The organism is Streptococcus sp. HSISS3 (genome assembly GCF_000448605.1).
In the GTDB taxonomy this organism is placed as follows: domain Bacteria; phylum Bacillota; class Bacilli; order Lactobacillales; family Streptococcaceae; genus Streptococcus; species Streptococcus raffinosi.
On sequence record NZ_CM002130.1, the window covers coordinates 893,788 to 906,484 of the forward strand.

The 12,697-nt window shown below is 43.0% G+C and carries 11 protein-coding genes and 4 pseudogenes; all 15 read left to right on the top strand.

Going from position 1 to position 12,697, the window contains the following annotated elements; translation table 11 throughout:
- The first annotated feature begins 1 nt into the window (after position 1).
- Complete coding sequence (budA, locus tag HSISS3_RS04280; protein WP_008534730.1) at positions 2–721, top strand: acetolactate decarboxylase; 720 nt, start codon at positions 2–4, stop codon at positions 719–721.
- 161 nt (positions 722–882) lie between these two features.
- Positions 883–1,331 (top strand): annotated as a pseudogene (locus HSISS3_RS04285) (MarR family transcriptional regulator).
- Positions 1,332–1,348: 17 nt separating this feature from the next.
- Positions 1,349–2,311 carry a zinc-binding dehydrogenase gene (locus HSISS3_RS04290; RefSeq protein WP_021151823.1) on the top strand — a complete coding sequence of 321 codons (963 nt, stop codon included), beginning with the start codon at positions 1,349–1,351 and terminating at the stop codon, positions 2,309–2,311.
- Complete coding sequence (locus HSISS3_RS04295) at positions 2,308–3,036, top strand: ABC transporter ATP-binding protein (protein WP_021151824.1); 729 nt, start codon at positions 2,308–2,310, stop codon at positions 3,034–3,036. Before HSISS3_RS04290 ends, HSISS3_RS04295 begins: the two co-directional genes overlap by 4 nt.
- Positions 3,029–4,549, top strand: a complete 1,521-nt coding sequence (locus HSISS3_RS04300) for an ABC transporter permease/substrate-binding protein (RefSeq protein WP_021151825.1) — start codon at positions 3,029–3,031, stop codon at positions 4,547–4,549. Before HSISS3_RS04295 ends, HSISS3_RS04300 begins: the two co-directional genes overlap by 8 nt.
- A 111-nt stretch (positions 4,550–4,660) precedes the next feature.
- Positions 4,661–5,461, top strand: coding sequence for a PhzF family phenazine biosynthesis protein (locus tag HSISS3_RS04305; protein WP_021151826.1), 801 nt, complete (start codon positions 4,661–4,663; stop codon positions 5,459–5,461).
- Positions 5,462–5,773: 312 nt separating this feature from the next.
- Positions 5,774–6,376, top strand: a pseudogene (locus HSISS3_RS04310) (ECF transporter S component).
- Positions 6,376–7,167, top strand: a complete 792-nt coding sequence (locus HSISS3_RS04315; RefSeq protein WP_021151829.1) for an energy-coupling factor transporter transmembrane component T — start codon at positions 6,376–6,378, stop codon at positions 7,165–7,167. The pseudogene HSISS3_RS04310 and the gene HSISS3_RS04315 overlap by 1 nt, the downstream one beginning before the upstream one ends.
- Positions 7,143–7,979, top strand: coding sequence for an ABC transporter ATP-binding protein (locus HSISS3_RS04320; RefSeq protein ID WP_021151830.1), 837 nt, complete (start codon positions 7,143–7,145; stop codon positions 7,977–7,979). Before HSISS3_RS04315 ends, HSISS3_RS04320 begins: the two co-directional genes overlap by 25 nt.
- Positions 7,966–8,766 (top strand): energy-coupling factor ABC transporter ATP-binding protein, encoded by an 801-nt coding sequence (locus tag HSISS3_RS04325; RefSeq protein ID WP_021151831.1) that lies wholly within the window; start codon positions 7,966–7,968, stop codon positions 8,764–8,766. Before HSISS3_RS04320 ends, HSISS3_RS04325 begins: the two co-directional genes overlap by 14 nt.
- Positions 8,767–8,932: 166 nt before the next feature.
- A pseudogene (gene pnuC, locus HSISS3_RS04330) lies at positions 8,933–9,295 on the top strand (nicotinamide riboside transporter PnuC); the annotation flags it as partial.
- A gap of 139 nt (positions 9,296–9,434) precedes the next feature.
- Positions 9,435–9,866, top strand: a complete 432-nt coding sequence (locus HSISS3_RS04335) for an Rrf2 family transcriptional regulator (RefSeq protein WP_021151833.1) — start codon at positions 9,435–9,437, stop codon at positions 9,864–9,866.
- A gap of 76 nt (positions 9,867–9,942) precedes the next feature.
- Positions 9,943–10,947: an NADP-dependent oxidoreductase gene (locus HSISS3_RS04340; protein WP_021151834.1), complete on the top strand. Its 1,005-nt coding sequence runs from the start codon at positions 9,943–9,945 to the stop codon at positions 10,945–10,947.
- 13 nt (positions 10,948–10,960) lie between these two features.
- The gene (locus HSISS3_RS04345) at positions 10,961–11,797 is read left to right on the top strand and encodes an alpha/beta fold hydrolase (protein WP_021151835.1); all 837 of its coding nucleotides are present in this window, start codon (positions 10,961–10,963) and stop codon (positions 11,795–11,797) included.
- Between the two features lies 1 nt (position 11,798).
- A pseudogene (locus tag HSISS3_RS04350) lies at positions 11,799–12,670 on the top strand (SDR family NAD(P)-dependent oxidoreductase).
- Positions 12,671–12,697: the final 27 nt, after the last annotated feature.

A 12,697-nucleotide genomic window follows, 5' to 3' on the forward strand; every position in this document is an offset into this window, starting at 1 on the left:
CATGTCTGAAGCCATAAAATTATTTCAATATAATACCTTGGGAGCCTTAATGGCTGGGCTTTACGGGGGTACGTTAACAGTTGGTGAACTTTTAGAACATGGGGACTTGGGGCTTGGAACCCTTGATTCCATTGATGGGGAGCTAATTGTCCTTGATGGTAAAGCTTATCAGGCCAAGGGGTCAGAAGGTAAGGTTGAGGTTGTTGAGGTTGCTGCTAATGAAAAAGTACCTTATGCAGCTGTAGTTCCACACCAAGCCGAAGTTATCTTCCGACAACGCTTTGAAATGACTGATAAGGAACTTGAAGAACGTATTGAATCTTACTACGATGGGGTTAATCTCTTCCGTTCCATCAAAATTAAGGGTCACTTTAAGCACATGCATGTTCGTATGATTCCTAAATCTGCCCCGGATACTAAGTTTGCAGAGGTGGCAACACATCAGCCGGAGTATGAAGCTGATAATATTTCAGGTACCATTGTTGGTATTTGGACTCCTGAGATGTTCCATGGAGTTAGTGTAGCTGGCTATCATTTGCACTTTATTTCGGATGATTTGTCTTTCGGTGGGCACGTTATGGACTTCATTATTGATAATGGTATTGTTGAAGTCGGTCCAGTTGACCAACTCGATCAACGTTTCCCAGTTCAAGATCGTCAGTATCTCTTCGCTAAATTCAATGTCGATGAAATGCGTGAAGATATTACCAAGGCTGAATAAGCTCATTTAAAGATAACAATAGATTATAGCGAGAACTTTCCTAGATAATTAGGAAAGTTTTTTGTTTTTATAATTATTTCCATATCGAAATAGTTGACAGATGTAATGAGTAGATTTACAATAGATTTAGAAAGTTCGATATAGAAGAAAAAGGAGACAAAATGGACAAGATGTTTGGGGGCTACCAAGCTTTACAGATTCGTTTGTTGAACGGGCGACTGTTTCAAAAGTTGCTGAGCAAGGAACCAGATGCCCAATACCGAAGTGAACAGGGGAAAATTTTAACGATTCTGTGGAAGCAAGAATTGGGGTGCGCTACTGCGACCGATATTGCTCTTGCGACAGGTCTAGCCAATAATACATTGACCAGTATGGTTAAGAAGTTGGCAGAACAAGGTTTGGTCACGATTCAACCTTGTACGCAGGATAAAAGAAAAAATATATTTCTTTGACAAACCTCGGTTGGGCGCAAAAAGAAATTGGGAATCGTGTCAGCAAGGAACTGGGAGAGATTTTCTACCAAGGTTTTTCTGACCAAGAAATTCGAGAATTTGAGGCCTATCAAGAGCGGATTATCTCAAATCTAAAAGCTAAAGAAAATGAACTGTAGAAAAAGAGGAGTACCTTATGAAAGCAGTTGTTGTGAGCACTCCAGGTGGACCAGAGGTATTGGAAGTTGTCGAACGACCAAAACCAGTCCTGAAGGCAGGTTGGACCTTGGTGAAAATTCAAGGATTTGGTATCAATCACAGTGAAATTTTTACCCGCAAGGGACAATCACCATCTGTAAAATTTCCTCGTGTGTTAGGGATTGAGTGTGTTGGTCTTGTGGAAGAAACGACACGACCGGATTTTAAGATTGGTCAGCAAATCATTTCCATTATGGGGGAGATGGGACGTGCCTTTGATGGAGGCTATGCAGAGTATACTCTTCTCCCCAATGAGCAAATTTATCCTATCAAGACAGAACTTGATTTGGAAAGCTTGATTGCCCTTCCTGAGACCTATTACACGGCTTTTGGCTCTTTTCTTAACCTCAAGATTGAGGAGAAAGACAGCGTGTTAGTTCGCGGAGCAACCAGTGGTGTAGGAATTGCCTTTGCTAGACTGCTAAAAGGCAAATTTCCTAAGGTTCACCTGGCGGGAACTAGCCGAAATTTAGCTAAGGAAGACCAATTGAAGGCGGTCGGATTTGATCAGGTAATTCTGGAGAAGGATGGTGTCTTGCAAACGCAAGATCAGTTCGATAAGGTTTTGGATCTTGTCGGTCCCAGTGCTATTCTCGATACTTTTGCACGGACAGCAGAAGGCGGGATGATCTGTTCTTGTGGCCTTCTGGGTGGTCAGTGGACTGTTCCAGACTTTGATCCGATTGAGATGTTATCTCGCAATCTCTACTTGACGACCTTTGCTTCTGGCAATGTGTCTCTAGACAAGCTTCAGGCTTTGGTAGATTTTGTCGAGCAGTATCATGTGGATGTACGGCCTGAAAAGGTTTATCGGATTGACCAAATCCAGGAAGCGCATGCTTATCTGGAAGGAAGCCATTCTTTTGGCAAAGTGATCGTGAAAAATGAGGATGATTTATGATTGAATACAAACACGTAGCCTTGCGCTACACAGATAAAAACATTTTAAAAGATGTCAATCTCCATATTGAAGATGGTGAATTTATGGTCCTCGTAGGCCCTTCAGGATCTGGAAAGACCACCATGATCAAAATGGTGAACCGTCTTTTGGAGCCGACAGATGGCAATATCTATATGGATGGGAAACGCATCAAGGACTATGATGAACGGGAGTTACGTCTGTCTACCGGTTATGTGCTTCAAGCCATTGCCCTATTTCCTAATTTGACAGTTGCGGAAAATATTGCCCTCATTCCTGAAATGAAGGGCTGGACTAAAGAACAAATTGCCTCTAAAACCGATGAACTCTTGGACAAGGTTGGTTTGCCTGCTGCAGAGTATGCAAAGCGCAAGCCAAGTGAGTTATCTGGTGGGGAGCAACAACGGATTGGGATTGTGCGTGCCATCATTGGGAAACCAAAGATTCTATTGATGGACGAACCGTTTTCAGCCTTGGATGCTATTTCTCGCAAGCAGTTGCAGAGTCTCATAAAAGACTTGCATAAAGAATTCGGCATGACGACAATCTTCGTTACCCACGATACAGACGAGGCCTTGAAATTAGCCGACCGGATTGCAGTTTTGCAAGATGGAGAAATTCGTCAGGTCGCAGAACCTGAAACAATTTTACAAGCACCTGCGACAGACTTTGTAGCAAACTTGTTTGGAGGTAGCCCTCATGTCTAATTTAATTTCAACATTTCAAGAGCGTTTTAGCGACTGGCTTACAGCCCTCGGACAACACTTACAATTGTCTCTTTTGACCTTAATTATTGCTATTTTCATCTCAATTCCTTTGGCTATTTATCTTAGCACGCGCGATCGTGCGAGTAACTGGGTCTTGCAGATTGCTGGGATCTTTCAAACCATCCCTTCCATGGCTCTTTTGGGACTCTTTATCCCTATTATGGGGATTGGTACGTTGCCTGCTTTGACGGCACTCGTTATCTATGCCATTTTCCCCATCCTTCAAAATACTATTACAGGATTGCGTGGGATTGACCCCAGTTTAGAAGAAGCAGGGATTGCCTTTGGGATGACCAAATGGGAGCGCCTCAAGAAGTTTGAAATACCTCTTGCCATGCCTGTGGTGATGTCAGGTGTAAGAACTGCTGCAGTAATGATTATCGGGACAGCAACCTTGGCAGCACTTATCGGGGCTGGAGGACTTGGTTCCTTTATCCTTTTAGGGATTGACCGCAATAATGCCAGTTTGATTTTAATTGGTGCCCTATCTTCGGCACTCTTAGCCATCACCTTTAACCTTCTGCTCAAATGGATGGAAAGGGCCAACTTACGGACCATCTTTACGGCCTTTGCAGTCATGATCCTCGTATTGGGAGCGTCCTGTGTTCCGAGTCTTCTCTCCAAACCAGAAAAAGAAAACCTGGTCATTGCTGGGAAGTTAGGGCCTGAACCTGAAATTCTAGCTAATATGTATAAGATCTTGATCGAAGAAAACACGGACATGACAGTGACTGTTAAACCAAATTTTGGCAAGACCACTTTCCTCTATGAAGCTCTGAAAAAAGGGGATATTGATATCTATCCAGAATTTACAGGCACCGTGACGGAAAGTCTCCTCAAGCCGGCGCCACAAGTCAATCATGATCCAGAAGCAGTCTATCAAGCTGCCCGAGATGGTATTAAAAAACAAGACGATCTGGCCTTGCTCAAACCTATGGCATATGAAAATACCTATGCTGTTGCAGTGCCTAAGAAAATTGCTCAAGAGTATGGACTCAAGACCATTTCTGACTTGAAAAAGGTGGAAGGGCAGCTTAAGGCAGGCTTCACCCTAGAGTTTAATGACCGACAGGATGGGAACAAGGGCTTGCAGAAAGTCTATGGTCTTGATCTACAAGTCTCCACCATGGAGCCAGCCCTTCGTTATCAGGCTATCCAGTCCGGTGAGATCCAGATAACAGATGCTTACTCAACGGATGCGGAGCTTGCTCGCTATGACCTTGTGGTTCTAGAGGATGACAAACAACTCTTCCCACCTTATCAAGGGGCGTCCCTTATGAAAGAAGCTCTTCTTAAGAAACATCCAGAATTGGAAGGCATTCTAAACAAGTTAGCTGGTAAAATCACAGAGAAGCAGATGAGTCAGATGAACTACCAAGTCGGAGTAGAAGGCAAGTCAGCTAATCAAGTGGCGCGTGACTTTTTGGTAAAAGAAGGGTTTATCAAGAAATAAAGAAAACTTTGTACAAAAAGTAACTTTTTCAAGTTACTTTTTTAGTTATTATTTGTCTGTTTTCTATCATATTTTCAGATATAATAAAGATAACAATTTAAGGAGTCGTCCATGACAATTAGTCAATATACCCTCCCACAATTTATCGTTGATGCTTTTACAGATACCGTTTTTAAAGGCAACCCGGCTGCTGTTTGTCTTTTGGATGAATGGTTATCGGATAATACCTTGCAGAATATCGCCAGAGAAAATAATCTCTCTGAGACAGCTTTTACGGTTAAAAATGATGATTACTATGAATTACGTTGGTTTACTCCGGGTGGAGAAATCGATTTGTGTGGTCATGCTACTTTGGCAACGGCCTTTGTTCTCTTTCAATTTAAAGAAAAAGAAGCTGAAAATCTTACCTTTGAAACACAAAGTGGCGAACTTGTGGTTACTAGGAAAGCTGAGTATTATGAGCTTAATTTCCCAGTATATTCTATGCAGCAAGTTCCAGTCACAAGTGAGATGGAAGAAGCAATCGGAGTGCGTCCGCTTGAAGCGTGGCTTGGAAGGGACCTAGTTTGTATCCTCCCTCATGAAAATGATGTCATTGCTGCGACTCCAGATTTCGATAAAGTTAAAGCTTTAGATGGACTCCTTTTAAATATCACTGCTAGAGGGGAAAAATACGATACTGTTACACGAAGTTTTGCTCCAAAATTATCCATTGAGGAGGATCCAGTTTGTGGGTCAGGTCATTGTCATGTCATTCCTTTATGGGCTAATAAGTTAGGACAAGTAGAATTTAGAGCTTATCAAGCCTCTGAGCGAAGTGGAGTTCTTATTTGTTGCTTGGAGGGAAATCGGATTTACCTTTCAGGAAAAGCTGCCCTCTATAGTCGTGGCGAGATTTATGTAACAGACTAGATGTTGTCTTGTTAAAAAAAGAAGTATAAGCAATAACGATTAAAGTCATTATAAAAACAAAAGATGTCTAGCAGAAGCTAGGCATTTTCAATTACCGAACTTTTTCGCAGAATTTTCAGAAAAGACTTGACAATTTCGAGAATAAGCGTATGATATGAGTAAGAACTCGAAAATAGTATTTTTACTATATTAACTTATGTCGACTACGGTTAGTAAAGTGATAAGACCTAAGAGTTCAGTTGACTATACTATAGAGCGTTACGTCCGAAAGTCATTCCCGACACGGCTCTTTAAAAACAAAAGGAGAAGATTATGAAAACAGAACCGATTCATCGTACCAGTATGTGGAAATTTAAGTTAAGTGCTGCCACCATGACTTTGATTCCCGCTGCCGTGGGGATTAACTATGTTGCCAAAGCCTTGGCGGAGGGGTTAAAGTTGCCCGTTTGGCTGGGGTCTTTGGGAACCTTTCTTGCCAGCATGTTGGCTGGGCCAGTTGCCGGTGCCATCAGTGGTTTCATCAACAACGTGATCTATGGGCTGACCTTATCGCCAATTTCAACCGTGTATGCGATAACCAGCATCGGAATTGGTATTGCTGTCGGAGTTTTGCACGCCAAGGGGTGGTTCTCGTCAGCGTGACGAGTATTTGTTTCTGCAATTATTATTGCCATCGTTTCAGCTGCCATTTCAACGCCACTCAACGTCATCTTTTGGGGTGGTCAGACCGGTATCGCTTGGGGTGACTCATTGTTTGCGGTAATGGTCGCCAATCATGCACCAGTGTGGTTGGCCTCATTTATCGATGAGTTTGTCTTGGATGTTTTGGATAAAGTCTGCGTGGCCTACCTGGCATTCTTCATCTATCGTCAGCTACCGAAGCGGATGGTGCACTTCTTTAGCGGTGATAAATGATGACTGATCAAACATTGATTTCTGGAGCGCCACGGGTCAAGCTCAAGTGGTACCAGGTGATCGATCCGATTACTAAGCTCTTGTTCATCTTGGACATGACGTTGTTGAGCTTTGCCAGTATGAATTTATTGCTTCAGGTCGGATTAATTCTTGTCGCAACACTGCTATTGTTATTTTCCAAATTGAGTTCTACCATCTTTAAGGCGCTGGGATTCAGCCTGTTTCTGATTTGCACCATGCTGATCATCCAAGGGTTATTTTACAGTCGTAATCAAACTGTGCTGTTTTCTGTGCTTGGGGTGTCGTTCTACAAAGAAGGCCTGATTTACGCCACCACTCTGGGTTGTCGAGTTTTGGTGATTATTTTGACCAGTGGCTTTTTTATGGTGACCACGAGTATTTCAGAAAACGCGACCTATTTGGAACTGTCCGGATTGTCTTATAAAACCGTCTACGTTCTGATGTCGGTGTGTTATATTTTGCCGGAAATGATGCGCAATATGCGGAAAATCCAGCAGGCACAAAAAGTTCGCGGAACCAATCCGCAAAAAACGTTGATTCAGAAATTAAAGTCAGTCTTGCCGGTTCTAATTCCATTGGTGATTAAGACCTTGGATCAATCGATGGCGCGGTCGATTTCTCTCCAACTGAGAGGTTTTGATAATCCCAACCGGACTGTCAGAACCTCCCAGCGCGTGTATCGCCTGTCGCGGACGCTGCACATTGGTCTGACTGGATTGGCAATTTTATTGATTGGGTGGAAGATATGGAAGAAGATAAACGGTTTGTAATTGAAAATTTGACCACCCGTTATCCGGGTACTGAGCAACCACAACTGCGTCAGATTAACGCGGAGGTTCATACCGGCCAGGTGGTTGGGATTATCGGGAATAGCCACTCCGGCAAATCGACTTTGTGCCGTGTGCTGGCAGGGGTCATTCCCAAAATTGTGTCTGCTGAGATTGAGGGCGACTGGCACATGTTTGGCCAGCGAGTGTCCGACAATTGGCCCGTTTATAATGCCATGAATGGAGTTGTACTGCAAAATCCAGCTGGCCAACTAAGCGGGTTGGCAGACACGGTTGCCGATGAAATCGCCTTCGACTTGATTAATCAGGGAATGGTTGAAGGACTGATTCAAAAACGGGTTGAAGAAGTTGCCACGCAAATGGGGCTGATTGAACAGCTGAATTTGCGTCCCGAGAGCCTTTCCGGTGGTCAGATCCAGCGGTTGGCAATTGCCACGGCGATTGTGGCTAATCCGGCTGTTTTGATTATGGATGATCCGACCAGTCAGATGGATCCCCTTGGTCGCCGGCAATTTTTCCAATGGCTGGCCCAAGTCAAAGAGACGACTGTCTTCATTGTCACCAGTGAAATTGACGATTTGTGCGAAGTCGCCGACGTTGTGTGGGTGCTGCACGAGGGTCAAATGGTAGCTCAGGGCAGGCCGGGTGAGGTGTTTAATCATTTGGCAGCTGACTGGCAGATTCCAGCCCCGACAATCCAGCAACTTGCTCAAAAAATGGATTGGCACTTGGCTGATGGCCGGTATCCGGTGAATGACGCTGATCTGAAGGAGGTTCGTTATGTCCACAATTGAACTGAGCAACCTGACGTTCACTTATCCGGAACGGTCCTTTAGCTTGGATGTTGAAGACAAACACTTCGCCGAACCGATGGTGGCGATTGTCGGCCAAAATGGTGCCGGCAAATCAACGCTCTTCAAATTGTTGACAGGCTTGCTGACACCACAAACCGGTGTGATTAAGATCGATGGAGAAAATTTTAATGATCTTAAACCAGTCGAAAAGTTACTGAAGGTTGGGATTACTTTTCAGAATCCTGACGATCAGCTTTTCAACCCGACCGTTCAACGAGAGGTGGAGTGGAGTGTCGCGCAGGTCATGGATGACCACGACACGATTACGAGGCGGGCTTTAGCGGCTCTAAAAAGAGTTGGCTTGGATGATAAAGCAGCTGAAAGTCCATATGACCTGTCATTGTCGGAACGCAAGCTGTTGAGCGTTGCCACAGTTTTGGCAGTGGATCCGGCGATTTATTTATTTGATGAGCCGATGATGTCGCTTGATTGGGAAAGCCGGCGCAAGTTGACCGCAATTTTCCATCAGTTGGCTGATTCGGGCCACCAAGTTGTGACCATCACCCATGACATGGATTGGGTCGCTGCCGAGTTTGAGTCGGTGTATGTTATGGAACACGGGGAGTTTGGCTTCGCCGGCAGTCCACGGGAATTGTTCAGCGATCACGAACTTGTCCAGCGAGTGGGATTACTCCCACCGCGGATTATGGACATAGCGGAGTCGCTGGGTGATTCACAGACATATTTATCGGTTAATGATTATTGCCAGAAAAATCGAGATGTATAGAAAAAGTCACCTCTGCGGGTTTTCCAGGTTGAAGGATTAACTTCAGCTTCTGGCAAGAACTCACGGCTCTTTTCTACCATTTGTCAAGTCTATTAAGGCTTTAAGTAAAAAAAGAGATAAGACAGTATCTATTCTGAGGTTACTGTCTTATTTTTAACACTTTTTGATCTATCAAGCCCAGTTCAAAAAAGAACAGCAGGAATTTGTTGCCTGTAAATTGGATGAGGTGGGATGGATCAAGTACTTATCAATTAGTGTGCTTTGGTGGTTAACCTTTGGTTTCATTTACCAATCCGTTGGCGCCAATCGTCCGTTCCGTGATTCTATTACCGATGCGACAAATGGTGTCGGTCAGCTCTTGATGACAGCTGTTTACCGTGAACAATGGATTTTTTTGGCTGCTACTAATGTTTTCTCTATCTACTTGTGGTGGGGAGAAAGCCTACAAATTCAAGGAAAACACTTCATTTACCTTATCAACAGTTTAGTTGGTTGGTACCAATGGAGCAAGGCAGCTAAGAAAGCTTAGTACTTATGTTTATCAATTAAAAAGAGGATTCCGTAGGGTCCTCTTTTTGTTTTTTAACAGTGAAGCACAAGTCTTGCTTTTCTTTTTATTTATGGTATACTTGTTCCTGTATTAGATACAAGTTGGAAAAGGAGTTAATATGGATACGAGATTTTCAGTTGCTTTGCATATCTTAACAATGATTAGTGAGAGTAAGGAAACTCTGAGTTCTCAGGCATTGGCAACTAGCGTTGGAACTAACGCTAGTTACATTCGAAAGGTAATCGCCTTGTTGAAAAATGCAGGCTTGATTAGCTCCCAGCAAGGGAAAACAGGTTATCAACTTAACAAGACTGCAAAGGAAATGACATTGTTAGAGATCTATTACGCTACTCAAGAAATCAAACATATCAGTTTATTTCCTGTTCATCAAAATAGCAATCCGGATTGTCCCGTTGGAAAACATATCCAAGGAGCAGTTTCTCCACTTTTCGCTAGGGCAGAATCTCAGTTAGAGAAGGAATTGTCAAATCAAACTTTAGAAGATGTCATTAACAATCTTTATAAAGATGCCAAACAAAAACGAAACTGATTTGCATGCAGATCAGTTTTAAAAAGACTAGGCTTGTATCTTTATCAGATACAACAAAAATAGAAAAGAGAAGACAATGAAAGTAGCACAACACATTACCTATAACCAAAACAATATCACACTGAACATTACAGAAATCGCTAAACCAAGTATCACAGACAAAGAAGTTTTGGTCAAAGTCACCGCAGCTGGTGTTAATCCTCTGGATAACATGATTTCCCGAGGAGAAGTCAAGATGATTGTCCCTTATAAACTCCCACAAACTGCTGGAAATGAAGTAGTTGGGGTTGTTGAAGAGACCGGTAGACAAGTCAAAAATCTCAAAGTCGGGGACCGTGTCTTTGGGCGTCTCCCACTCGACCACATCGGTGCCTTTGCAGAATACGTAGCTGTCGATAGTCAGGCTCTAGCCAAGGTTCCAGACTATCTTTCAGACGAGGAAGCGGCTGCTGTTCCTTTGACTGCCTTAACCATTATGCAAGCCCTAGAACTCATGGGAGCACAAGCTGGCAAGACTATCTTTATCTCTGGTGGTACTGGAGGAGTTGGTGGAATGGCTATTCCAATTGCCAAAGCCGAAGGTTTGAAAGTCATCACCAATGGAGCTGGAGATAGCGCTGAGCGAGTTTTGAAGCTAGGAGCAGACCGCTTTATCGATTACAAAACAGAGGATTATACAAAAACTGTTAGCCAGGTTGATTATGTCCTTGATACTCTTGGGGGTTCTGAGACTGAAAAACAAATGTCTGTCATGAAAAAAGGTGGTCAGCTTGTGTCCCTTCGGGCTATGCCAAATGGTGACTTTGCCAAACGGATGAACCTGCCAAAATGGAAACAGATGATTCTTGGCTTAGCCGGTCGCAGATTTGATAAGAAGGCTAATAAATACGGCGTTCACTACCATTTTATCTTTGTGGAAAGCAATGGCGCTCAATTACAAGAAGTCGCTGATATCTTCAGCACATTAGAAATCAAACCATCTATCGATACAGTCTATCCATTTGAAGAGGTGAATAGCGCCTTAGACAAGGTCGCTAATGGGCGCTCACGTGGAAAAACAGTCCTCAGCTTTAAGAAATAAAAAGGAAAAGATAATGTCATATCTTACAACTAAAAATCAATACATCACTGTCGACGGGAACAAAATCGCCTATCGCGAACTCAGCAAAGGCAAATCAAAACTGCCTCTTCTGATGCTGGTCCATTTGGTAGCAACTCTCGACAACTGGGATCCAAAACTCTTGGACTTGATTGCTGAAAAGCACCATGTGATTGTAGTCGACCTTCCTGGTGTCGGAGCCAGTCAAGGCAAAGTGGCGCCAACCATTCCTGGAATGGCTGAGCAGACAATTGCCTTTATAGAAGCTCTTGGTTACGATAAAATCAATCTCCTTGGCCTTTCTATGGGAGGTATGATTGCCCAAGAAATGGTCCGAAGCAAGCCTGATTTGATCAATCGTCTCATCTTGGTAGGAACAGGACCTCGAGGTGGAAAAGAGGTAGATAAGGTCACAGGGAAAACATTTAACTATATGTTTAAAGCTGGACTCGAGCGCATCGATCCTAAACGCTATATCTTCTATAACCATGATGAACAAGGAAAAATCGAAGCTTTTAAAGTTCTCGGACGAATGGGGATGCGAACCAAGAAATTTGCGGACAAAGACATGAGTGTGCCTGGTTTCTTGACGCAACTCAAAGCTATTAAACGTTGGGGGAAAGATTCTCAAGACGACCTAAGAATTATCACTCAACCAACCTTAATCGTCAACGGGGACAAGGATATGCAGGTTCCAACAGAAAATTCTTATGACATGCATGAGAAAATAAAAGATAGTAAGCTCATCATCTATCCAAATGCTGGGCATGGTTCGATCTTCCAATATGCAGAGGAGTTTTCAAAAGAACTCATTACTTTCTTGGAGGACTAATATGGTCAAAACGATTCTAATAACAGGTGCTACGGATGGCATTGGAAAGCACTTGGCAAAGAAATTGGCTAGTGAAGGGCATCAGGTCATTCTTCATGGACGCAATCCTCACAAACTGGAATTAGCGCTTCAAGAGGTTCGGGCCGTTTCCCTGAGAGGTAGAGTTTCTAGCTACTTGGCTGATTTTTCAAAATTAGATGATGTCTATCGATTTGTGGAGGAAATCAAGCGAGACTTTCAAAGGATCGATGTCTTGTTTAACAATGCAGGTCTGTATGCAGGGAAAGAGCGAAAAGCGAGTTCTGAAAACGTCGAACTAACCTTTATGCTGTCTGTTCTGGTTCCCTATATTTTGACAACCGAGCTAAGTCCCTTGTTAGAAAAAGCGCCTGACGGTCGTGTCATTAATACTTCTTCCTATATGCATCATTTTGCCAAGGTCAAGGATTTGGACTTTGGATTTGAGAACAACTATCATCCAGGATTGGCCTATAATAATTCCAAACTCTATACCATCTGGATGACCCGTTATTTGGCAAGAGACTTCCTTTTAAAAGGTTCAAATATCATCATCAATTCTTACCATCCGGGCTTGATTTCAACTAACTTAGGGAATAATTCTAGTGATGAAAAGACGAAAAAGTCTCTCTTTGGACGCCTGATGAAATCTCTCTCGAAAGATCTAGATCAGGGAATTGAAACAGGATATTATCTCACTTTATCAGAGGAAGTCAGGGGCTTGACTGGCTACTATTTTGATGAAAAGAAAGTCAAGTCGGTATCTGAAAAAGTCTACTCATTTGAAAAAGCACAGAATTGATGGATTACTGCCAAGAAAAGGTCAAAATTTTTAAAGAAAAGCAGGATTTTTAATTCCTTATTGATTTCTTAACTACCAAA